General features: G+C 64.6%; 20 protein-coding genes and 1 pseudogene. 6 read left to right on the top strand and 15 right to left on the bottom strand.

Annotation, left to right across the window (positions count from 1 at the left end):
- Positions 1 to 6: 6 nt before the first annotated feature.
- The 9 genes and pseudogenes from GEU01_RS22435 to GEU01_RS26200 form a co-directional block, all read right to left on the bottom strand.
- Positions 7 to 1,375, bottom strand: a pseudogene (locus GEU01_RS22435) (pyruvate dehydrogenase complex E1 component subunit beta).
- A gap of 7 nt (positions 1,376 to 1,382) precedes the next feature.
- Positions 1,383 to 2,342: a pyruvate dehydrogenase (acetyl-transferring) E1 component subunit alpha gene (gene pdhA / locus GEU01_RS07205; protein ID WP_231289843.1), complete on the bottom strand. Its 960-nt coding sequence runs from the start codon at positions 2,340 to 2,342 to the stop codon at positions 1,383 to 1,385.
- A 134-nt stretch (positions 2,343 to 2,476) separates the two neighbouring features.
- The gene (gene moaC / locus GEU01_RS07200; RefSeq protein ID WP_010507943.1) at positions 2,477 to 2,968 is read right to left on the bottom strand and encodes a cyclic pyranopterin monophosphate synthase MoaC; all 492 of its coding nucleotides are present in this window, start codon (positions 2,966 to 2,968) and stop codon (positions 2,477 to 2,479) included.
- Positions 2,965 to 3,840 (bottom strand): indole-3-glycerol phosphate synthase TrpC, encoded by an 876-nt coding sequence (gene trpC / locus GEU01_RS07195; protein ID WP_010507941.1) that lies wholly within the window; start codon positions 3,838 to 3,840, stop codon positions 2,965 to 2,967. The genes moaC and trpC overlap by 4 nt, the downstream gene beginning before the upstream one ends.
- Before the next feature lie 18 nt (positions 3,841 to 3,858).
- On the bottom strand, positions 3,859 to 5,253 hold the full coding sequence (gene trpD / locus GEU01_RS22430; RefSeq protein ID WP_019085542.1) for an anthranilate phosphoribosyltransferase: 1,395 nt from the start codon (positions 5,251 to 5,253) through the stop codon (positions 3,859 to 3,861).
- Positions 5,254 to 5,259: 6 nt separating this feature from the next.
- A complete protein-coding gene (locus tag GEU01_RS07185) occupies positions 5,260 to 5,856 on the bottom strand; it encodes an anthranilate synthase component II (RefSeq protein ID WP_026018570.1) in 597 nt (198 codons plus the stop codon).
- A gap of 227 nt (positions 5,857 to 6,083) precedes the next feature.
- Positions 6,084 to 7,652, bottom strand: a complete 1,569-nt coding sequence (gene trpE, locus GEU01_RS07180) for an anthranilate synthase component I (protein WP_019085540.1) — start codon at positions 7,650 to 7,652, stop codon at positions 6,084 to 6,086.
- Entirely contained in the window at positions 7,649 to 9,640 is a 1,992-nt protein-coding gene (locus GEU01_RS07175) for a peptidyl-prolyl cis-trans isomerase (RefSeq protein WP_019085539.1), read from the bottom strand. Before GEU01_RS07175 ends, trpE begins: the two co-directional genes overlap by 4 nt.
- 45 nt (positions 9,641 to 9,685) lie before the next feature.
- Complete coding sequence (locus tag GEU01_RS26200; protein ID WP_019085538.1) at positions 9,686 to 9,829, bottom strand: hypothetical protein; 144 nt, start codon at positions 9,827 to 9,829, stop codon at positions 9,686 to 9,688.
- Positions 9,830 to 9,847: 18 nt separating this feature from the next.
- Here GEU01_RS26200 and tpiA point away from each other — a divergent pair, with 18 nt between their 5' ends.
- The 4 genes from tpiA (at position 9,848) to kdsA (ending at position 13,542) form a co-directional block, all read left to right on the top strand.
- On the top strand, positions 9,848 to 10,591 hold the full coding sequence (gene tpiA / locus GEU01_RS07165) for a triose-phosphate isomerase (RefSeq protein WP_019085537.1): 744 nt from the start codon (positions 9,848 to 9,850) through the stop codon (positions 10,589 to 10,591).
- A gap of 37 nt (positions 10,592 to 10,628) precedes the next feature.
- Positions 10,629 to 10,925 carry a preprotein translocase subunit SecG gene (secG, locus tag GEU01_RS07160; RefSeq protein WP_010507935.1) on the top strand — a complete coding sequence of 99 codons (297 nt, stop codon included), beginning with the start codon at positions 10,629 to 10,631 and terminating at the stop codon, positions 10,923 to 10,925.
- A 128-nt stretch (positions 10,926 to 11,053) separates the two neighbouring features.
- A complete protein-coding gene (locus GEU01_RS07155) occupies positions 11,054 to 12,697 on the top strand; it encodes a CTP synthase (protein WP_019085535.1) in 1,644 nt (547 codons plus the stop codon).
- On the top strand, positions 12,694 to 13,542 hold the full coding sequence (gene kdsA / locus GEU01_RS07150; protein ID WP_019085534.1) for a 3-deoxy-8-phosphooctulonate synthase: 849 nt from the start codon (positions 12,694 to 12,696) through the stop codon (positions 13,540 to 13,542). The genes GEU01_RS07155 and kdsA overlap by 4 nt, the downstream gene beginning before the upstream one ends.
- 266 nt (positions 13,543 to 13,808) lie before the next feature.
- Here kdsA and GEU01_RS07145 read toward each other — a convergent pair whose 3' ends face one another.
- The 3 genes from GEU01_RS07145 to GEU01_RS07135 are packed head-to-tail and all read right to left on the bottom strand — an operon-like array spanning position 13,809 to position 16,975.
- Positions 13,809 to 14,882: a glycosyltransferase family 4 protein gene (locus GEU01_RS07145; protein WP_019085533.1), complete on the bottom strand. Its 1,074-nt coding sequence runs from the start codon at positions 14,880 to 14,882 to the stop codon at positions 13,809 to 13,811.
- A gap of 60 nt (positions 14,883 to 14,942) precedes the next feature.
- Positions 14,943 to 16,154 carry a hypothetical protein gene (locus GEU01_RS07140; protein ID WP_010507929.1) on the bottom strand — a complete coding sequence of 404 codons (1,212 nt, stop codon included), beginning with the start codon at positions 16,152 to 16,154 and terminating at the stop codon, positions 14,943 to 14,945.
- Positions 16,155 to 16,204: 50 nt separating this feature from the next.
- Positions 16,205 to 16,975 (bottom strand): helix-turn-helix transcriptional regulator, encoded by a 771-nt coding sequence (locus tag GEU01_RS07135; RefSeq protein WP_010507928.1) that lies wholly within the window; start codon positions 16,973 to 16,975, stop codon positions 16,205 to 16,207.
- 158 nt (positions 16,976 to 17,133) lie between these two features.
- Here GEU01_RS07135 and GEU01_RS07130 point away from each other — a divergent pair, with 158 nt between their 5' ends.
- Both GEU01_RS07130 and sodC read left to right on the top strand, forming a co-directional pair.
- A complete protein-coding gene (locus GEU01_RS07130) occupies positions 17,134 to 18,345 on the top strand; it encodes a DmpA family aminopeptidase (RefSeq protein WP_232272442.1) in 1,212 nt (403 codons plus the stop codon).
- A gap of 225 nt (positions 18,346 to 18,570) precedes the next feature.
- Complete coding sequence (sodC, locus tag GEU01_RS07125; protein WP_010507926.1) at positions 18,571 to 19,098, top strand: superoxide dismutase[Cu-Zn]; 528 nt, start codon at positions 18,571 to 18,573, stop codon at positions 19,096 to 19,098.
- A 158-nt stretch (positions 19,099 to 19,256) separates the two neighbouring features.
- Here sodC and GEU01_RS07120 read toward each other — a convergent pair whose 3' ends face one another.
- The 3 genes from GEU01_RS07120 to GEU01_RS07110 form a co-directional block, all read right to left on the bottom strand.
- Positions 19,257 to 21,584 carry a TonB-dependent receptor gene (locus tag GEU01_RS07120; RefSeq protein WP_026018567.1) on the bottom strand — a complete coding sequence of 776 codons (2,328 nt, stop codon included), beginning with the start codon at positions 21,582 to 21,584 and terminating at the stop codon, positions 19,257 to 19,259.
- 543 nt (positions 21,585 to 22,127) lie between these two features.
- Complete coding sequence (locus tag GEU01_RS07115) at positions 22,128 to 22,496, bottom strand: lysozyme inhibitor LprI family protein (RefSeq protein WP_019085530.1); 369 nt, start codon at positions 22,494 to 22,496, stop codon at positions 22,128 to 22,130.
- Between the two features lie 14 nt (positions 22,497 to 22,510).
- Positions 22,511 to 22,883: IS5 family transposase (locus GEU01_RS07110; protein WP_019085529.1), on the bottom strand; the 373-nt coding region annotated here is incomplete at its 5' end.

Below are 22,883 nucleotides of genomic sequence, written 5' to 3'. Positions count from 1 at the left end.
CCCCCTTCACACAACCTGCCGGACGGCATTGATGATCCAGTCCGGGTTGGGCAGCGCGAGTTTTTCAAGGTTGGCGGCGAACGGCATGGGCACGTCGGCCCCGGTCACGCGCACCGGCGGCGCATCAAGGTAGTCAAACGCACGTTCGATCACCTGCATGGCGATTTCAGCGCCAATGCCCGCGAACGGCCAGCCTTCTTCCACCGTGACCAGGCGGCTGGTCTTCTTCACGCTGTCCACCACGGTCTGGGTATCCAGCGGGCGGATGGTGCGCAGGTTGATGACCTCGGCCTCGATCCCCTGCTCCGCCAGCTTCGCCGCCGCTTCCAGCGCCGTGCCAACCATGATGGAGAAGGTGACGATGGTGACATCCGTGCCCGCGCGCTCGATCTTCGCCTTGCCGATCGGCAGGATGAAGTCCTCATCCACCGGGCAGGGAAAACGCTGTCCGTACAGGATTTCGTTTTCAAGGAAGATGACCGGGTTGGGATCACGGATGGCCGCGCGCAGCAGGCCCTTGGCATCCGCCGCCGACCAGGGTGCGACCACCTTCAGCCCCGGCACATGGCCGTACCAGCTTGCGTAACACTGCGAATGCTGCGCGCCCACGCGGGCGGCCGCGCCATTGGGGCCACGGAACACGATGGGGCACGACATCTGCCCGCCCGACATGTAGCGCGTCTTGGCGGCGGAATTGATGATCTGGTCAATGGCCTGCATGGCGAAGTTCATGGTCATGAACTCCACAATCGGCTTCAGCCCGGTCAGCGCGGCCCCGATGGCCATGCCGGTAAAGCCCTGTTCGGTAATGGGGGTGTCGATCACCCGCTTTTCACCAAACTGGTCCAGCAGCCCCTGCGAGACCTTGTAGGCCCCCTGGTACTGGGCCACTTCCTCACCGATCAGGAACACGTCCCCGTCCCGCGCAAGCTCCGCGGCCATGGCGTCGCGCAGGGCCTCGCGCACGGTGATCTCGGCAGTCTCGCCCCAGTCCTTTTCCGGCTGGGCCGATACGGGCGGTGCGCCGGGCGCGGCAGGCACCGGGCCACAGGATGGCGGGGCGGCAGGNNNCCGCCGCATTCGGGGCCGCCGTGGCGGGGGATGCCGCGGCGGGCTGCGCGTCCGCGTCCTCGCCTTCGGCCAGCAAGATGGCGATGGGCGTGTTGACGGCCACGTTTTCCGTCCCCTCGGGGATCAGGATACGGCCCATGATGCCTTCATCCACGGCCTCGACTTCCATCGTGGCCTTGTCGGTTTCGATTTCCGCAATCACGTCGCCAGCCGCAATGGCCTCGCCCGGCTTGCGCAGCCAGCGCGCGACCTTGCCCTCCTTCATCGTGGGGGACAGGGCGGGCATGAGTATTTCTGTTGCCATCTTTGATTCAGCTTCCTACCAGAATGTCCGTCCACAGTTCCGAGGGATCGGGCTCGGGACTGGTCTGGGCAAACTCCGCCGCGTCAAGCACGACCGCCTTGACCTTGTCATCCATCGCCTTCAGGTCGCTCTCGGCCACGCCACGTTCCAGCAGTTCACGGCGCACGCGGTCGATGGGGTCATGGTTCTTGCGCACGTCCTCCACTTCCGAACGCTGGCGGTATTTCGCCGGGTCCGACATGGAATGGCCACGGTAGCGGTAGGTATCGACCTCCATCAGCACCGGGCCCTTGCCCGCGCGGCAGTGGGCCACGGCTTCGGCCGCCGCGGCGCGCACCGCCTCGACATCCATGCCATCGACATACATGCCCGGAATGCCCCACGGCTCCCCATTGCGCCAAAGGGCCTTGGAGGCGGAGGACCGTTCGACGCTGGTGCCCATGCCGTAGCGGTTGTTTTCCAGCACGAACAGGCAGGGCAGCTTGTGGAGCGCCGCAAGGTTGAAGCTTTCGTAAACCTGTCCCTGGTTCGACGCGCCTTCGCCATAATACGTGACCGAGACTTCGTCCGTGCCGCGATACTTGTTGGCGAACGCCAGCCCGATCCCCAGCGAGACCTGCGCGCCGACAATGCCGTGCCCGCCATAGAAATGCTTTTCGCTGGAGAACATGTGCATGGAACCGCCCTTGCCGTGGGAATAGCCCCCCTCGCGCCCGGTCAGTTCCGCCATCACGCCGCGCGGGTCCATGCCGGCCGCCAGCATCTGCCCGTGGTCGCGGTAGGAGGTGATGATCTTGTCCCCCTGCTTCAGTTCCATCTGGATCCCGACCACGACGGCTTCCTGCCCGATATACAGGTGGCAGAAACCGCCGATCAGCCCCATGCCATACAGTTGGCCCGCGCGTTCCTCGAACCGGCGGATCAGGACCATCTGGTAGTAGGCTTCCTTCAGGTCGGCTTCGGTCATGGTCCGGCTGTTATGCCCGCCGGACAGGCCGGGATCTGTCTCGTTACTCATCAAACGTCCTCAGGTTCATGTTTCCTGGGCCATGCCTGTGCGGGCACGGCGATCGGAGCCAGCGCCGGCGTGCCGGCATGCCGTCATGGTGTGGCGGCACGATCATAAGTGCCCGACGCCCCACCGGATTTATGGATCACGTGTATCTGACCGATTTCCATGTCACGTTCCACAGCCTTGCACATGTCATACAGCGTCAGCGCCGCGACGGAGGCGGCGGTCAGGGCCTCCATCTCCACCCCTGTCGGCCCGGTGGTGCGCACGCGGGCGGTAATTTCGATCCCCGCGCCCGCCGCGTCGGGGGCCAGGTCCACCTTCACCGATGAAATGGCCAGCGGGTGGCACAGCGGGATCAGGTCCGATGTTTTCTTCGCCGCCATGATGCCCGCGATCCGCGCGGTCGCCAGCACGTCGCCCTTTGGCATGTCCCCCGACAGGATCATGGCCAGTGTCGCGGGCCGCATCCTGACATGCCCGTGCGCCACGGCTTCGCGCCGCGTATCGGGCTTGGCCGAGACATCGACCATGACCGCATGCCCCGCCGCGTCAAGGTGTGACAGGCGCGCGCCCGTCATGGCGTGGCGTCATCCGCCGGCGCGTCCGGCGCGGTGCCCAGCAGGGCATGGACGGCGGCCCCCACGTCCTCATGCCGCAGCAGGCTTTCCCCCACCAGGAAGCCCGACGCGCCAATGGCGTTCAGCTTCACCACGTCGGCATGGGTGCGGATGCCGCTTTCGGACACGATGATCCGGTCCGGCGGCACCAGCGGGGCCAGGCGGCAGGTGGTCTCGATATCGGTCTGCAGCGTTTTCAGGTTGCGGTTGTTGATGCCGATCAGGGAGGTATCAAGGGCGAGCGCGCGGTTCAGTTCGCCCTCGTCATGCACTTCCACCAGAACGTCCATGTCCAGCCCGCGCGCGATGTCCAGCAGTTCGGCCGCTTCCGCATCGGTCAGGATCGCCATGATCAGCAGGATGCAGTCCGCCCCGATCAGGCGGCTTTCATGCACCTGCCACGGGTCGATGATGAAATCCTTGCGCAGCAGCGGCAGCTTGCACGCCTCACGCACACGCGTCAGGTCTTCCGCGCAGCCGTGGAAGCACGACCCTTCCGTCAGCACCGAAAGGCACGCGGCCCCCGCCTTTTCATATTCCTGCGCGATCACGGTCGGTTCGTAATCGGGGCGCAGGATGCCGGCGGAAGGCGACGCCTTCTTGATTTCCGCGATCAGCCCGATCTGGTGGTCGGCGGTCTTCTGCTTCAGCGCCTGCCCGAAGCCGCGCGGCGGCGTGGTCACTTCGCGCGCGCGCGCCGTGATTTCCTTCAGCGGGGTGACCTTGGCACGTTGCGCCACGTCCACCCGGGTCCGTGCACAGATACGTTCCAGAACATCGGGAATGCTGTCCACATCCGCGGGCTGGACACTACCTGTCTGGGGGGGGGTCATTGGCGTGTCGTTCATTTTCTACCCTGTTACTCTGTTTGGCATGTCCGCCCGGAAATTCCGGACAGCCTCCAGCACGGCCGCGACCGCACCCTTATCAAGCGCGTCGGCCGCAAAGCCGGCATTCGCGCGCAGGGCGGCATAATCAATCGCGCCGCCCCGGATAATACTGTCGCCCCGCCCCGCCACGTGCAATGCCACCGCGGCGTTCAGCAGCACGGTATCGCGATAGGCCCCGCGCGCGCCCTGCGCCAGCGCGCGCAGGGCGGCGGCATTATGCGCGGGTGCGCCACCGGCAATGGCCGAAATCGGCGCGGGTTCGAACCCTGCCTGCCCTGCATCCACGATCAGCGACATGACCTGCCCGTCTTCAAGGATGGTGGCATGGTTGGGGCCGGCCAGGGTCAGTTCGTCAATGTACCGCCCCGCGCCGCAATCCCCGCATATGGCCCATACGCGCGCCGACCCGGTCGCCTGCAATGTCCGGACCATGGGGCCCAGCCAGTCGGGGGAAAACACGCCCACCATCTGCCGCGCAACCCCCGCGGGATTGCACAGCGGGCCAAGCAGGTTGAAAATGGTGCGAAAACCCAGCGCCCGGCGCACCGCCCCCACATGCCGCATGGCGGGATGGTGATTTGTGGCGGCAAGGAAGGCCAGCTTATGCTCCGCCACCATGGCACCGATATGCCCGTGGTCCACCGGCAGCGGGACATCCAGTTCCAGCAGCACGTCCGTCGCCCCCGAGCGCGAGGACAGCGCGCGGTTGCCATGCTTGACCACCGGCGCCCCCAGGGCGGCCAGCACGAACGCCACGGCGGTGGACACATTCAGCGTGCCCAGCCCGTCGCCCCCCGTGCCGCATACGTCAATCGCCCCCGGCGGCATGCCGGGCACCGCCACCATGCGCGCGCGCATGGCGCGTACGGCGGCCTCCAGTTCGGTCACGGTTTCCCCGCGCATGTGCAGCGCGGTCAGGAAGGCCGCCAGCCCGCCCGTGGGCACACGCCCGTCCATGATCTGGTCAAAGGCCACCTGCGCCATAGTGGCGTCCAGCGCGCGGCCCGCCAGCGTCCAGTCCAGTATTTCGCGAAATTCCGGCGTCATGGCAGCGGCTGCGGGCACATTGCCGCCCGGTCCGGCCGCCGTCGCGGCATTATTGTCCCGCACCCCGCCCGCAGGTGCGCGGTTACGCAGTTCGGCTTCCAGTTCCACCGGGTCGGACAGGATGCGCCCCTGAATGTACAGCCCGGTCAGGAAGGCGATGGCGGGAATTTCCTCCATCGCGCCCGCCTTGATGGCATCCAGCGCGGCCTTGACCTGTTCAGGCGCCACGACTTCGCCGCCCGCGACACGTCCCGGAAGATCGCGGAACATGGTGCTGGCGGCCGAGGCGCTGTCCCTGCTGCTGGCCATCGCCGTTCAGGCAGCCTTGCGCGGCGCGTTGCCGCCACGTGCGATGGACAGGAAATTGGCCATGATCTCGTGGCCGTATTCCGATGCAATGCTTTCGGGGTGGAACTGCACGCCAAAGATCGGCAGCGTCGCATGCCGCAGGCCCATGATGACCCCATCAGACGTATGCGCGGTCGCCACCAGCGTATCGGGCAGGCTGTCGGGATCAACCGTCAGGCTGTGGTAACGCGTGGCGTTGAACGGGTCGGGCAGGCCGGCAAAGATATCGGTCCCATCATGGTACACCGGCGAGACCTTGCCATGCATCGGCACGGGCGCGCGCACGACCCTGCCGCCAAAGACCTGGCCGATGGCCTGATGGCCAAGGCAGACGCCAAAGACCGGCACCTTTCCCGCCGCCGCCGCGATCAGGTCACAGCAGATCCCGGCCTCGTTCGGGGAACAGGGACCGGGCGAGATGACAATCGCCTCCGGCTTCAGCGCCAGCGCGTCGTCCACACTGATCGCATCGTTGCGGTACACTTCACACGTCTCCCCCAGATCGCCCAGATAATGGACGAGGTTGAACGTGAAGCTGTCATAATTGTCGATCAGAAGGATCATGGGCGTATCATGGCTTTTCCGCTGGGCCGGGTCAAACCTTCTGGCGTGGCCCGGCATGTCTTGCCTTTCCTTACCATGTACGCGGGGGGCATGAAATCACCTTGCAAAATGTTTCAGGCCGCTGCCGTAAAACATACAAAGGGTTTCGGGTGACGCTTTTCGCCAAAAAGCTTCAGGAAACGCCGCCTTTTTGAAAAAAGGCGGCGCCCGGAAACCTGCATTCCCTTTTATGCGCCGTCGCTGGTGGCGAAGCGCACCGCTTCCTCCGCCGCGCGGAACAGGGCGCGGGCCTTCTGGCGGGTTTCCTCGTATTCCGCGTCGGGCACGCTGTCGGCCACCACGCCACAGCCCGCCTGCACGTACATCCGCCCGTCCTTGACCACCGCCATGCGCAGGCCGATGCAGGTGTCCATGTCGCCATCGGGACCGAAATAGCCGATGCACCCGGCATAGGTGGCGCGACGGGTCGGCTCGACCTCGTCGATTATCTCCATGGCGCGGATCTTGGGCGCACCGGTCAGCGTGCCCGCGGGGAAGCCCGACATCAGCGCGTCCAGCGCCTCCAGGTCGGGACGCAGCTTTCCTTCAACATTGGAGGAAATGTGCATGACATGGCTGAAGCGTTCGATCACGAACTGCTCCGTCACCTTCACCGAACCCAGTTCGCACACCCGGCCCACGTCGTTGCGGCCAAGGTCGATCAGCATTAGGTGCTCGGCGCGTTCCTTGGGGTCGGCCAGCAGTTCGGCCTCCAGCGCCAGGTCCTCCACTGTCGTGCGGCCACGCGGGCGGGTGCCGGCCAGCGGGCGGACGGTCATGGTGCCCTCACGCAGGCGCACGAGGATTTCGGGCGACGACCCCACAAGGCTGAACCCGTCCAGATCGAGGTAGAACAGGAAGGGCGCGGGGTTGATCCGCCGCAGCGCGCGGTACAGCGCGAATGGCGGCAGGGTAAAGGCCGCGCTGAAGCGCTGGCTGGGCACGATCTGGAACGCGTCCCCCGCCGCGATATAGTCCTGCAGCCTGCGCACCATGGTGCAGAATTCCTCCCGCGTCATGGTGGATTCAGGCACGGGGGCGGCGATTTCACCCGCTGGTCCGTCGGGCAGTTCGACCGGGGTGGACAGCGCGGCGCGCGCCTGCTGCAGGCGGTCCTGCGCCGCGTCCCATACGGCTTCGGCCGTCTGGTCCGGCGCGGGACGCAGCGGGGCAGCCAGCAGCAGTTCATCGCGCACCGTGTCGAATATCGCGAACAGGCCGGGACGGATCATGATGCCTTCGGGCAGGTCGAGGTCATCGACCGGCATGTCGGGCAGGTGCTCGACCTGCCGGATCATGTCATAGCCAAGATAGCCGAACACGCCGCTGGTCATGGGCGGCAGCCCCTCGGGCAGGTCCATGCGGCTTTCGTGCAGGATGCGGCGCAGGGACACCAGCGGGGCATCGGCTTCGGGCACGAATTCATGGGTGGGGGCCGCGGGGTCGGCGCACACGCTGGCCCGCCCGTCATGGCAGCGCCAGATCAGGTCGGGCAGCAGGCCGATGACCGAATACCGCCCGCGCGACGTGCCGCCTTCCACACTTTCCAGCAGGAAGGCGTTATGCCCGCCATTGCCACCGCCATGGCTGCGCGCAAGGCGTGACAGCCGCAGGAAGGCCGCCACCGGCGTCAGCAGGTCCGCAGGCTCCGCCCGCCACGCCACGGTGCTCCTGCCCGCGCGCAGGTCGGCCAGGGCCGCCGCACGCGCGGTGGCATCAGCGGGCCGGAAGGAAGGGCGTGGGGCGTCTGCTGTCACTGTGCTGTTCCCGTGTTCTGGCTGCCTGTTACCTCCGCCATGACTGCGTGGATGGCGGAATTGTTCGGCCTGGGCTTCACCACGCCTTCCAGCGCGTTGCCGTAGCCCATTTCGATATCATCGCCCATCGACTGGGCCAGGCCCGCGCGCACGCGGTCATACAGGTTCTTCTGCGTGGCCGGGTCGGGGTGGTTGATGGCCGTAAGCGTCGCGACGACGTAGGAATCACCGGCTTCCGTCATCACGCTCTGCCCGGGCTGGGTCAGGCGGAAGATCAGGGCCGCGACCTCACGCGGGATTTCCGGCGCGGGCTGCATGGGGGAAATCGGCTGGCTGTGCTCCAGCCCGGCAATGGCGGGGCTGACATGGCCCAGACCGCCCTGCCCCTGCGCCTGCGTGTAATACGCGGTGGCCTGCCGGTCGGCCATGTGGCGACGGGCATCGGCCAGCCATGCGGCCGCTACGCGGGGACCGGCTTCCGCCAGCGTCAGGGCGTGGCCCGGCGTCACGCCGTCAACCGATACCGCGTACCACACGCCGTCCGGCCCCTGCACCAGTTCGGGGTTCGCCCCCTTCGCCTGCGCGAAGATGCGCGCCACGACCGCCTGCCGCACCGCGTCGCTGCCGGGTATCGGGGCAGGCGTGCCGTCATGCGTCAGGCCCGATGCATCCACGTCGCCCGATACGGCGGCGGCGCCAAGGTCGGCGGGAATGGAATCCAGCCCGCCACCGGCAATGGTGTCCTGCAGTTTCTGCACCCGGTCAGCCAGCACCGCCTGCGCGCGGGAATGGGCGATCTGGTCATGCAGCGCCTGGCGCACCTCCCCGAACGGGGTGGCGTGGGCGGGGGTGATGCTGGTTACGCGAAAGACGACCCAGCCGCCCTCGCTTTTGATCGGGCCCTGCGTTGCGTTGGCGGGGGCGGCGAAAACCTGCTTGCCCAGATCGGCGGAGGGCACGTCGCTGATCTTCATGCCCGGCAGTTCGACCGCGGCGGCGTCCTTGCCCGCGTCCTTCTGCACCTGCGCCCATGCGCCGCCATCCGTCCACTGCGCGCGCAGCGCCGTGGCGCGCGCCTCGGTCGGGACGGTCACGATCTGCACGTCGCGGCGTTCGGGGGCGTTGAAGGTCTGGGCCTGCGCGTCATACGCCTTGTGCAGGTCGTCGTCCGAAATATCGATCTGGCGGCCGATCGTGTCCGCCGACAGCACGACAATGCGGGCATGGCGGAATTCGGGGGCGACGAATTCCCACGGGTGGTTGGCATGGTAGCGCGCAAGCTGCGCCTGCGTGGGGGTGGCCGTGGGCTGCTGGCTGTCAAAGGGCACGCGCACCAGGTCGATCGTGCGGGTCTGGGCCTCGAAATCGAACAGGCGGCGGGCCATCACGTCGGGCACGGTGGCGCCATCGCGAATCGGCTGCAGCAGCACGCGCGACGCCTGTTCCTGCCGCACCAGGTCAACCAGCCGCCCTTCGGACATGCCGGTGCGGCGCAGGCGGTCATTGAACAGCGCGCGGTCGAACTGCCCGTCGCGCCCCTTGAACGCGGGAATGGAGAAGATTTCGTCCCGCACCACGGAATCTGGCACGATCAGGCCATGACGGTCGGCCGCTTCGGCAATTTCGGCCTGCAGCACAAGGCGGGTCAGCACCTGCTGGGCGATCTGTTCACGCGTGCTGGCGGGAATCTGGGACGGATCGGACAGGTGCATGGACTGCGCCACCTGCGGCATCTCGGACTGCAGCGCGTTCTGGTACGACTGCACCAGGATGGGGCGGTCGCCCACGCGGGCCACGACATCGGCGCGTTCGGTGCCGATGTTCATCAGCACGTCGCCCACGCCAAACCCGATGAAGGCAAGGAAAAACAGCCCGGCGACGATGCGTCCCACCCATGAATCGACAAACACGCGATACAGAAAAGATAGCATGAAAAACCCTGCGCCAGCACCAAGACAAAGCCGGATGGAACAGGGCGTGCGCACCATGCGCACCCGTACGGGCGCCCTGTTTTCCGGTCGGGCACCATACGGTCACGCCAGCGGTTTGACCAGCACAAGGATGCACGCACGCCCGCGATGCGGCCCGTGCGGGTTGCAACCGGCGGCGCGCCATGGTGTAGGCTGCACCCCCATGACAACCATGCCACGCACCGCGCGGGCGGCGCGCTGCCACATGGACGCAGGAGTGGAAACATGAAGCAGATAATTGTTGGCAACTGGAAAATGAATGGCCTGAGCGCGGATGCCGACGCGCTGGTGGACGGGCTGGCCGCGCAGCTGGCCGCGCTGTCCCCCCGGGCCGATGTCGTGGTCTGCCCGCCGTTCACGCAGCTGGCCCGCCTTGCGCCGAAGCTGAAGCAGGCTGGCATAAAGCTGGGCGCGCAGGACTGCCACAAGGACAAGTCGGGGGCGCATACCGGCGACATTTCCGCCCCCATGCTGGTGGACCTCGGGGTGGAATACGTCATCCTGGGCCATTCCGAACGCCGGGCCGAACACCACGAGCTCGATGAGACCGTGCGTGAAAAGACGGTCGCCGCGATGGCGGCGGGCCTGACGCCCATCGTCTGCGTGGGCGAAAACGACGACCAGCGTTCCGCCGGGGATTCGCAGGCCACCGTGGGCTGGCAGCTTGAGGGGTCGCTGCCGCAGGGATTCCGCGGCATCGTGGCGTACGAGCCGATCTGGGCCATCGGCACCGGACAGGCCGCGTCACAGCAGGATATCGCCGACATGGCCGCCTTTATCCGCGCCGAACTGGTGCGGCAGTTCGGGGATGCTGGCAAAACGATGCAAATCCTTTATGGTGGCTCCGTCAATGAACGCAATGTCACCGATATCCTGCCTGTCGAACACGTGGACGGGGCGCTGGTGGGCAATGCCAGCCTGAAGGCCGACGCCTTCGTGCCGCTTGTCCGCGCCGCCCGCGCTTCGTGATTGCCGCGCGGCGGACGGGGATCTACTGGAAAGACGCATGATCACAGTTCTTCTTCTACTGCACCTGTTCGTCACCATCGCGCTGATCGGGACCATCCTGATCCAGCGCAGCGAGGGCGGCGGCCTTGGAATCGGCGGGTCGCAGGGCATGGGTTCCTTCATGTCCGGACGCGGGACGGCAACGCTGCTCACGCGCTCGACCGCGGTGCTGGGCACGGCCTTCATGGTGCTGTCGCTGACGCTTGCGGTCATGAACCGCGGGGCATCGACCGGTGCGGGGCATGATATCCTGGCCCAGCCGCCGGCTTCGACCGCGCCGGCCACAACGCCCTGACATCAGGCGGTTTTCCGCAGGAATGACCAACGCCCCCGCACCCTGTGCCGGGGCGTTTTTCATTTTTTCGGCCCGTGGCGCGTCGTAGCCTTTGCAGCGCGGCCGCAAGCTGTGTAGAAAGGCCATCCATGACGCGGTTTGTATTCATCACCGGCGGCGTGGTGTCCTCCCTCGGCAAAGGCATTGCTTCGGCTGCCCTTGCTGCCCTGCTCCAGGCCCGTGGCTATCGGGTCCGGTTGCGCAAGCTTGACCCCTACCTGAATGTCGATCCGGGGACGATGAGTCCCTATCAGCACGGCGAGGTCTTCGTGACCGACGACGGGGCTGAAACGGATCTGGACCTTGGCCATTACGAACGCTTCACGGGTGTGCATGCCACCCGGGCGGACAATGCCACGACGGGGCAGATCTATTCCGGCGTGATCGCGCGCGAACGGCGTGGCGATTACCTGGGGGCGACCGTGCAGGTCATTCCCCACATCACCGACTCGATCAAGGAAACGATCGTGGCGGATACCGAGGACCTGGACTTTGTCCTGGTCGAGATCGGCGGCACGGTGGGCGATATCGAAAGCCTGCCCTTCCTTGAATCCATCCGCCAGCTGCGCAACGACCTTGCCCCCGACCAGACGATGTTCATCCACCTCACCCTGCTGCCATGGATCGCGGCGGCGGGTGAGCTGAAAACCAAGCCCACGCAGCATTCCGTCAAGGAACTGCAGAATGTCGGCATCCAGCCGCAGATGCTGGTCTGCCGGTCGGACCGGGAAATACCCGAAAACGAACGCCGCAAGATCGCCAGCTTCTGCAACGTGCGCCCGCAGGCGGTGATCGCCGCGCGCGACGTGGACACGATCTATGCCTGCCCCATCTCGTACCATGCCGAAGGGATGGATACCGAGGTGCTGCACCATTTCGGCCTGCCCACGACACCCGACCCCGACCTGTCGCGGTGGGAAAGGATCGTGGACGCCGTCCGCCACCCCGACCGCGAGGTGGTGGTGACGGTGGTGGGCAAGTACACCGCCCTGCTGGACAGCTACAAATCCCTGATCGAGGCCCTGCAGCATGGCGGCATCGCCAACCGCGCGCGCGTGCGCCTGAACTGGGTCGAAGCGGAAGATTTCGAGAAATCGGATGATGCGGTGAACAGCCTTGCCCGCAGCGACGCCATCCTCGTACCCGGCGGGTTTGGCGAACGCGGGTCGGAAGGCAAGATCCGCGCGGTGAAATACGCGCGTGAAAACAACATCCCGTTCATGGGCATCTGCTTTGGCATGCAGATGGCGGTGATCGAATGCGCGCGCAACCTTGCGGGCATCAAGGATGCATCGTCGACCGAATTCGGCCCCACCGACCAGCCGCTGGTTGGCCTCATGACCGAATGGGCGCGGGGCAACGAACTGCTGCGCCGGCGCGAAGGGGGCGAGATGGGGGGCACCATGCGCCTTGGCGCCTATCCCGCCAGGCTGGCGGAAGGGTCGCGCGCGGCACAGACCTATGGCCGCACCGACATCCGCGAACGCCACCGCCACCGCTACGAGGTCAACAACCACTACCGCGAGCAGCTGGAAAAGACCGGCCTGCGCTTTTCTGGCATGTCGCCCGACGGCATCCTGCCCGAAGTGGTGGAATACCCCGACCACCCGTGGTTCATTGCGGTGCAGTACCACCCAGAACTGATTTCCAAGCCGTTTGACCCGCATCCGCTGTTTTCCGGCTTCATCGGGGCCGCCGTCGCCAAGGCGGCGGAAAAGGGAGCGAAACGGTGACCGACCATCACGCCATAACCATCGGCAGCCTTACGGTCAGCAACGAAGCGCCCTTCGTGCTGATCGCGGGGCCGTGCCAGATCGAATCCCTGCAGCAGGCCACGGAAGTGGCCGATGCGCTGCATGGGATTGCGACGAAGCTGGGGATCGGGCTGATCTACAAAAGCTCGTTCGACAAGGCCAACCGCACCTCCATCAACGGCGCGCGCGGCGTGGGCATGGCGCAGGGGCTGGATATCCTGTCACAGGTGCGCGCGCGTTTCGGCATGCCGGTGCTGACCGACGTGCACCAGCCCGACCAGTGCGCCCCGGTGGCGGAAGTGGCCGACGTGCTGCAGATCCCGGCCTTTTTGTGCCGCCAGACCGACCTTCTGCTGGCGGCGGGGCAGACGGGGGCGGCGGTCAATATCAAGAAGGGGCAGTTCCTGGCCCCATGGGACATGGCCAATGTCGCGGCCAAGGTCGCCTCCACCGGCAATGACCGCATCATGCTGTGTGAACGCGGCACGTCGTTTGGCTACAACACGCTGGTCAATGACATGCGCGCCCTGCCGATCATGGCGGGCACCGGCCATCCCGTGATCTATGACGCCACCCATTCGGTGCAGCAGCCCGGCGGGCTGGGGTCGGCTTCGGGCGGGCAGCGGGTGTTCGCGCCCATCCTGGCGCGCGCGGCGCTGGCCATCGGGGTTGCGGGGCTGTTCATTGAAACCCATCCCGACCCCGATACCGCGCCCAGCGATGGCGCGACCATGCTACCGCTGGAATGCATGGAAGACCTGCTGACCACCCTGCTGCGGTATGACCGGCTGACCAAGCAGAACCCGCCGGACGTCATCATCTGATCCCCCCGTACCCCTTGCCACAATTGGAAGGGGTACACTTCCCCCCGGTCATGGAATGCCAGAAAACCGTGCTTTCCTGCGGTCTGTAGCGCCATGGGCCGGTGGGGTGTACCCCTGTTCCCTCCGTACCCCTTACTTAACAATTTGTTTGACGAAGCCAGGTAGATCAGGTGCCGTGGCAAGTTTGGAAAATAAGGGGTACGGAGGGAACAGAGGGTACACGCCGCGGTTTTCCGGGCTTTTTGCGTACCCTTGGCGTGTACCCCTTACCCCGCCATGCGCTGCAGGATCGTAGTTCCGGCGCGGCTGAAGGCCCGTGCGCTGAAGCTGTTCATGACCCATTCGCGCGCGGCCTGTCCCATGCCGGCCATCTGTTCAGGCAGGCGCAGGGTGGCTTCCAGCCTGCGGGCCAGCGCGCCCGGCTGCCGGGGCGGCAGTTTCCAGCCGGTCACCCCGTCCACGATGGACCGGCCCATTTCGCCCACATCGCTGCCCAGTACCGGCAGGCCCATGTTCATGGCTTCGTGGGCGGCGATGCAGAACCCTTCGTAAAGCGATGGCTGCACATACAGGTGGCATTGCCGCAGGAAGGCGGCCGTATCCTCGACATAGCCCGCGAAATGCACGTTATCCAGCCCGTGGCGCAGGCAGAAGCCGCGCAGGCGGTCATGTTCCGCCCCCTCCCCGCCAATGGTGACGCGATAGGGCAGCAGGCCTGGCACGTCACGCAGCTGCACCAGCGCGCGGCACAGCACGTCGTACCCCTTGCTGGCATGCAGCCGCCCGAGCGAGCCGATGCGTATTTCCTCCCCCGGTCGCCACGCGGGGGCGGGCGCCACATCGGGCCAGGCGCGGAAAATGGGCCAGCACATGACGCGGCTGTACGGCAGGGCCAGCCGCTTGCGGGTCAGGGCGGTGACAAAGGCGGAATCCCCCACCCAGATCCGGCTGCGTTCCTTCATCATCCGCAGCAGCGCAAGGTTGGCGGGCAGGAGAAAGGCATTATGCTGCCAGCTGACCACGGGAATGCGCCGCCATGCCCCCACCATCTGCCCCAGCAGGGTCGCGCGCGTCAGCGATGTCCAGATATGGGTGGGCCGGACATGGCGCACCCATGCATCCAGGCCTGCCATCTGCCGCGCGATCGGGGCGCGGTCCGCTCCCAGCACCACGGGGTCCAGCCCCGCATGGCGCAGGTGGGGCATGGCCCGCCCGTTGCGCCGCGACAGGGCGGCTACATGCACATCATGCCCGCACTGACGAAAGACATCGGCAATGGCCGGTATGGGCAGGGCCGCGCCGCCGCCTTCAAATGTATTGATGACATAGGCAATGCGCATAGCCTCCCTCATCCATTCCATGGATCTGTGGCGGACAATAGCACCCCGTGCCGCCGGGGTTCAGGGGGTGCGGGATTTATCCTGCGACAAAAAGTAAACAATTTCCCGTGCCGCGCGATGGGCGGCGGTTTCGCCCGGAACGGTATGGAATGTTTCGCTGAATGCGGCCTGCTGGCGCGGGGCGAATTCGTGTTGCCGGTCCCACGCCACCGCCAGCGCATGGGGCAGTTCGCTGACGCTGTCGATCACCTGCCCCATGTTCCAGTGCGCGTAGCTGGGATTGCCCTGCCAGCGCGCGTGGTGGGAATTGAGGAAGATGCACGGCCGGGGACGCGCGATCCATTCATAGACCTGGCTGCTGGCGTCACCCAGATAGATGTCGGCGGCCAGGACATAGGTCATGTCCACCGAATTCTGGCTGCCGGTGTCGATGCGGACATGCGACAGGTTGCGCAGGCGTTCGGGGATCATCCGGCGCAGGCGCACGCGGCGGTGTTCGACCGATGTATGCAGCCTGCGGCGGAACAGCATGACATGGGGCGCGAAGATCAGGTTGTAGTCATCCTGCCGCGCGAACCATTCCAGCACGTCCATGCCCATGTCCCACCATGATGACAGGACCGGGTCGAAATGCGGGTTGTACAGGACCGTGGGCCGGTCGTTGTCAAACAGGCGCGGGCGGCGCGTCATGTCCACGGTGTCGAATTTGGGATAGCCGACAACGGCGTGGTGGCCGGGGCGGATCAGCTGCCGGTCCAGCATGCGGTCGCGCGTCTTGGTTCCGGGCAGCAGCACAAGGTCGAAAAACCGGGTCACGTCGCGAAACCCGATGGACCGGTCCCCTGCCCCATGCGGGAAATAGATCAGCCGGATATCAAGGTTGAAGTGGCTTTTCAGCAGGGCCGACGTGGTTTCCGGCACCACCAGCGCGTCAAACTGCCGAAACAGGTCCACGTTTTCGCGCAGGTTGGCGATGCGGCGGAACGGCACAACCGCCTGCGCCACCACGTTTATGGCCCGCGACACCGGCCCGATATCGATGCGGACAAAGCGCACGCGGTCCATGCAGGGCGCGATGGTCCGGCGGACATGCGCTTCCTGCGCGGGGGTGGAGGTAATGACCGTCACATCCTGCCCCAGCGCCACCAGTTCACAGATGATCGGCGCAGTGTGCGAGACCTGATGGATACAGTCGTGGTTGAACAGGAAACCGATCTTCATGGGCCGCAATGTCATGATAAGGATGGTGTGGGCATACAGCGCGCGGCCCATGATGGGAACCCTTCGCCTTCATGCCCCGGCCATCGCCACGGGCGGGGCGGTCAGCGCGCCATGCGTCCCGACAGCAGCGCAAAGACCTCCGCCTGCGTGGAAACGCCCAGTTTTTCATAGATGTTGCGGCGATGGACCTTGATCGTATGCGGTGAAATCCGCATCGACTGCGCGATGGACCGGGTCGAATGCCCCGCCTGCATCAGCACCATCACATCCATTTCACGCGCGGTCAGGCGGGGACAGCCCAGGCGTTCCAGCACGGCCTGCAGGTCCGCGCCGCCATGGGCGGCCTGCGCCGGGCCGGCTTCCAGCCTGACAGCCAGCGCCATGAGCGGCGGCACCCACGCGGCATAAAGCTGCAGCACCCCCATGTCCGCCGCCGAAAACACCCCGTGGGAGCCAAGGGAAAGCGAAATGACCCGCCCGCCCCCGATCGGGGCCAGGAACTGCACCTCGTCATGATCGACCATGTGGCGGTAATAGGTCTGGTAATATTCGGTCTGGCGGAACAGTTCGGGGGCGACATCGTCAATGCGGTACAGCCCCGCTGCCGGACCGGACAGGGCGAAGCGGCAGAACGGGTCCAGCAGGTAAAACCGCGCAAGATAGTCGCGCAGCAGCACGTCGGCCACCGCGTCATCCGGGCAGTCGGCCAGCAGGACCGGCGCGTGCCCGGGCTGGAAGATCATCGCGACCCATGTATCGAACGCCACCTGGCGGCGCAGGAAGGTCGTCAGCCGCCGCCAGAAATCCGCATTCCCCACATCCCCGACCAGCTTGCCCAGGGCCGCGTGAAACGCCAGGTCGCTTACCTCCATCCCATACTTCCAAAGCAGTACATGACCATCCCCCTTCCGCCTGATACCCGGCCGCCAAGGCGGATGCTACCAAAGGCTTTCGTTACGGGCCAGCACCATACGGCCCCGGCCCGCCGCAACATGCCGCCACCATGCACAACAGCCACAAGGAATGCGTAATGACGGATATCTCCCGCCGCGCCATCATGACCGGGGGCCTTGGCCTGCTGGGGGCCACCGCCCTGACCACCCGCGCGCTGTCCCCCACCGCCGCGCATGCCGCATCGCCCCCGCAGGTTGCGCGCCCGCGTGCCCGCGCGCTGGGCCTGCCCATGCAGGGGCGGACCGGCCCGGACAATGCCATTACCGATGTCGCGGGCGTGCGGGTCGGGCATACCACCCTTGTATCCGGGCATGGGGACCACGCGGTGCGCACCGGGGTCACGGCCATCCTGCCACGTGCGCCGGGCGCGCTGCTGCACCCGTGCTGGGCCGGGACGTTTTCCATGAACGGCAACGGGGAGATGACCGGCACGCACTGGATCGCGGAAGCGGGCTGGTTCATGGGGCCGATCGCCATTACCAACACCTGTTCCATCGGCACCGCGCACCAGGCCGTGGCCAGATGGATGGTGCGCAACTTCCCCGAGCAGATGGGCGAGGACATCTGGCCCCTGCCGGTCGTGGCCGAAACCTATGACGGGTGGCTGAACGACATCGGCGGCTTCCACATTACCGAACGCCATGTGCTGGACGCCATCCGCAACGCCCGTCCCGGCCCGGTGGCCGAAGGCAACGTGGGCGGCGGCACCGGCATGATCACGTATGAATTCAAGGGCGGGATCGGCACATCGTCGCGCCGGGTGGACACCAGCGCGGGCCATTACACCGTGGGCGTTCTGGTTCAGGCCAATAACGGCATCCGCCCGTGGCTGAAGGTATGTGGCGCGCCGGTGGGGCTGGTGATGAAGGACAATACGGTCTGGACGAAGGAAAAAGGCTCCATCATCATCATTGTCGCGACCGACGCCCCGCTCATGCCCACGCAGCTGCGCCGCATGGCCAAGCGCGCGGGCATTGGCATGGGCCGCCTGGGCACGCCGTCGGGCAATGATTCGGGCGATCTGTACCTGGCCTTCACCACCGCCAATGATCCCGGCGCGTACCCGATAAAGGACCGCGTGCATATCGACGCCCTGAATGATGATGACATGGACGCGATGTTCATGGGCGTGGTGCAGGCGGTGGAGGAATCCGCCATCAACGCCCTGCTGGCCGCGCGCACCATGACCGGCCGCCATAACCGGACGGTCCACGCCATAGACCCCGAGCGCCTGCGTGACCTGGTGCTGAAGGCGAACGAACCCTTCGCCCATGCTGACCTGGGATAGGGACAGGTTAAAAAACGTCTTCCTGACCTTCATGGCGCCCTGCCCCACCCTGTTCAGCACAAAGTGAATTCCGTCCCTTTTCGCGCTCGCTACCCTGTCCGCACACGGGTTCGGACATCATGTGCGGTGGTTGAGGTGTTTCGGGACGGGTTCCGCGTTGTTGCGAGCCGGTCTTAATTCCGGCACGCTGGCCGCCTGCGCGAACGGGAATAAGGAAAAAAGACCATGTTCACACCACGCCTTCGACTGCTGGGGCTGCTTGCCGGGCTAGCCACCCTGCCCGCCATGGCCCATGCTGCTGGCACGGCGTCGGGCACGCTGATTGGCAATGACGGTGCCGACCACGGCACCGTGCAGGTCACGGACGCGCCCCACGGCGTGCTGCTGCGGATTACGGCCAAGGGGCTGATCCCCGGCTGGCACGGGATCCATTTCCATGAAAAGGGCGATTGCGGCCCGCCGAAGTTCACATCCGCCGGGGCGCATGTGCATGCGGCGACCCCCGTAGTGCATGGCCTGCTGAATGCGAACGCCAATGACGCGGGCGACCTGCCCAACCTGTTTGTCAGTCAGGACGGGACGGCAACGGTGGAGATGTATTCCACGCTGGTCTCCCTCAACGGCGCGGATGGCCGCCCTGCCCTGCTGGATAAGGATGGATCGGCGCTGGTGATCCACGCCAACCCCGATGACTACCGCACCCAGCCCATTGGTGGCGCCGGGGATCGCGTGGCCTGCGGGGTCATTCACTGATACCACGATACGGTTTCCGGTTGCAGTCAACGGTTGCGGCCGGAAACCGTAGTTTAAAATACAGAAGTTTTTGGTGAAGATTTTTTCAAAAATCTTCAGATAACGCCGCCTTTAAAAAAGGCGGCAGCCAAGAACTTTTATTACTTCTGTCCGGTTTTTTACAGGTCAGCACTGATCGAGAACTTGAAGGTCTCCGGGTCGCCCATGACCAGATCGCTCTGGTAAACCGATGCCCAGTACCGCTGGTTGCCGATGTTATCGACCTCGAAACGCGCGGTCAGCGGCTTCTTGGCTGCAAGGAACGTATAGCGCGCGCCAAGGTCGAAGCGTGACCACGCCGGCAGGTGCGTCGAATTGGCGTTGTTGAACTGCTGCTTGCCGGTGCTGATGACACGGCCCACCAGCGTCAGTCCCTTGATGAACGGCACGTCGTATTCAAGGTTGCCGTTGATGGTGTAGTTCGGCACGCCGATCACGGTCTTGCCGTTATACTCGCCGCCCGCCGTATTCATCTGCTTCGCATCGATCAGCGTCAGGCCGCCGTTGAAGCGCAGTCCGCGCAGGATTTCCCCGTTGAAGGTCAGTTCCATGCCCCGGTTACGCTGCCGGCCATTCTGTGTGTACAGCATCTGCCCGGTATTGCCGTAGGCCTCGGTCATGCCCTGCGGCATGGCGGTCTGGAAAAACGCGACACCTGCGGCAAAGCGGCCCACGTCATACTTGGCGCCGACTTCGTACTGGGTACTCTGGTACGGGGCAAAGACCTGCCCGGCATTGACGTAGGTGGCACCCACCGTCTGCCCCGCCGACAGCCCCTGAATGCGGTTGAAATACAGGGCCGCATGTTTGACCGGATGGATGACAAGGCCAATGACGGGCGAGAACGCCGCCGCATCGTAATGGGTGCTCAACGTGCCGGTGCCATAGGCAAAGGAATCCGACAGGATATCCTGGTACCGGAAGCCCCCCGTCAGCGCGATGCGGTCGTGCCAGAAGGTCATGGTATCGGACAGGAACAGGCTGTACAGCTTGTTCCACGCCACCCGGCCGGGATTGTTCAGGCTGCCGCCGCTATAGGTTTCCTGCGGGGTGAACTGCGTGGGGTGATAGATGTTGCCCGCCTGCGAGATCAGGCTCATGGAATAGGCGGCGTCTGATTCCTCCCATATCGCTGACCCACCCGCGTTGATTTCATGTTTGATCGGGCCGGTGGTGACATGGGCATGGATACCGGCCTGCGTGGCCTCGTTCATGACGTTGTACGCATCCGCCATGGCGCCCACGGTGCCGGCCCCGGTGCGGGAATTGGTCAGCGTGGTGGTGGCGTAATTACCCATTTCATTGCCGCCCTGCGCGCCAAATTTGCCGTAGGCGGTGATATGGCTGCCAAAATCATGTTCGATGTTCAGCGTGCCGAACAGGTAGCTCAGGTCGGTATAGGCCCAGCGCTGCCCCCAGTTTTCCGAAGGCGAGGTCGCCTTGGGCGCGGGCATGCCATCGGCCAGGCTGGAGACGATGATCGCACTGCGCCCGCCATAAACCTGCTGCTTCTGGTAATTCATGTTCATGTCGATGCGCGTGTCATCATTGTGCCAGTCAAAGGCTGCGCCTAGGGCGACGTCATCACGCCGTTCGCCCTTGATCGCCGTCTGCCCGTCCATGCCGGCGGCGTTGAAGCGGAAGCCGAAGGCATGGTCGCGGCCGAACCGGCGGCTGACATCAAACGCGCCACCGCCCTGCCCGCCGCTGGTGTAATCGCCGGTGATGCGCGTGATGTCGGTTGCCGCAGCCCGTTTGGGGATCAGGTTGACATTGCCGCCAATGGCCGAACCACCGGGGGCCGCGCCATTAAGGAACGCGCTGGCGCCATTGAGCACCTGCACCGAATCATAAAGCTGGGGCGAGACAAGCTGCCGTGGGGTGACGCCATACAGGCCGTCAATTGCCACGTCATCGCCATACAGCGTGAACCCGCGGATCTGGAACAGCTGCGCGTAATTGCCGTACCCCATTGTCGTGCGGACGGTGGGGTCGTTCAGCAGCACGTCGCCCAGTGTCTGTGACTGCTGGTTCAGGATCAGGCTGGAATTGTAGCTGCGGATGTTGAAGGGCACGTCCAGCCCCTTCTTCTTGCCCAGTGCGCCCAGGTCGCCACCGCTGCTGACATACATGCGGTTCCTGCGCGCGGCGGTGACGACCATGTCCTCGTGCCGGGCCGGCGGGGCGTCCGGTGTGGCGTCCGGTGTGGTGTCCGGTGTGGTGTCCGGTGTGGTGTCCGGTGTGGTGTCCGGTGTGGTGTCCGCCTGCGCCGCCGTACCGTCCGCCTGTGCCCGGGCAGGCCGGGCGCGCGGGGTGGAAGCCGGTTTTACCTTCTGCGGCACGGCAGTGTCCCCGCCGGTCGCGGCGCGGGCCGCCACCGGAGCGTCCACACCCGCCAGCAGGCTGGCGGCGCAGATGGTGCTCAGGCAAAGCATACGAAGACTCATGGATCAAAGCTCACACTGTGATGGTTCACGGCAGCTTATTTAGAAATTGAGAGTGAATTGCAATATCAGATATGCACCTTTCCCGACCCGGTCCCGGCCCAGTGCGCATGTGCTGACACAGTCCGCCGCCACCCTGCCGGTCACGGTCCCCCCATATTGCGTGATTGAAAATATGGCGGGAAACCGGCCCCCATCGGGCACCGTCCTGCGGCATTACCGTTCAACAACACCAGGCGATACAGGGAGGTTTCATGCCCGAAGCCATGCCGTGCAATGTGATCGGAACGGGGAAAATGAAACCTTTTGTAAAGTTCAGTTCCTACGGACGGCATTTACGCCAGAGGCCGGGCATTAACGCCCGATCAGCATGGAGACAGTTCGAATTCTTTGCGAAAATATTCCAGCAAATGTATTGTTATTCAACAGACAATCAGGACTCTTTATTGGCCCCGATACAGCATTCGTACCCGGCCATAAAAAAATACTTCAGGACGCAGTTCAGATAAACATGAAAGGAGATCTTATTTTTACCCAAGAAGCGATTTATTTAAGCTGAGACTGAGAGACAGCTTCCCGCAATTGCGCAATTCGCCTATAATTCAATGCAGCAATACACGCATATTCCCTGATCTCCAATGCATTACCAATTCCACTAGCCCCCAAAGACTTTATAAAGAGACAGTGCGCCTCACGATAATTAATAAATTCCTGCTTATCTATGGCGAAATGACTTTTAGCCTGAGCAATATATTGGTCTTCCACATCCCATCGGGACAACATGGTATTCACATAGGCTTCAGCTTGCGCTAATTTTCTTTGACTTTCATCACGTTTTTTCTGCAGGCATTCATGTATCCCTGCCATCGAAAACTCACTACATTCGTCATATAGTTCCTCTGCTGTCGGGACCATCGGATTAGGGCCTGTTAGCACTTGATCCAGTCTGCGGCGGCAGCGATGTGGATGACCGCGAGGAACGAGGTTGCTGTTTTTTCGTATCTGGTTGCGACAGCGCGCCATTCCTTGAGACGAGCCCAGAGGTTCTCCACAAGATGTCGGCATCGATAGGCCCATTTGGGACAGGCGACCGGCGCATCGCGTCGTTTCGCGGGAATGGCCGGTCGGGCTCCCATGTCCCATATCCGTTCACGAAAGGCGTCTGACGCGTAGCCTTTGTCCGCCACGACCCACAGGGGAACAGAGGGGAGATCGTCGAGCATGGCTGGCGCCAGTGGCAGTTCATGGGCCTGTCCGGGTGCCAGAGCGAAACCAATGGCTTTTCCGTGTCCGTCCGCGATC

Origin of the sequence: Komagataeibacter europaeus LMG 18890, from assembly GCF_000285295.1 — a bacterium.
Lineage (GTDB): Bacteria > Pseudomonadota > Alphaproteobacteria > Acetobacterales > Acetobacteraceae > Komagataeibacter > Komagataeibacter europaeus.
Note: the sequence above shows the minus strand (reverse complement) of the source record. Positions and strands in the feature narration are given on the sequence as shown.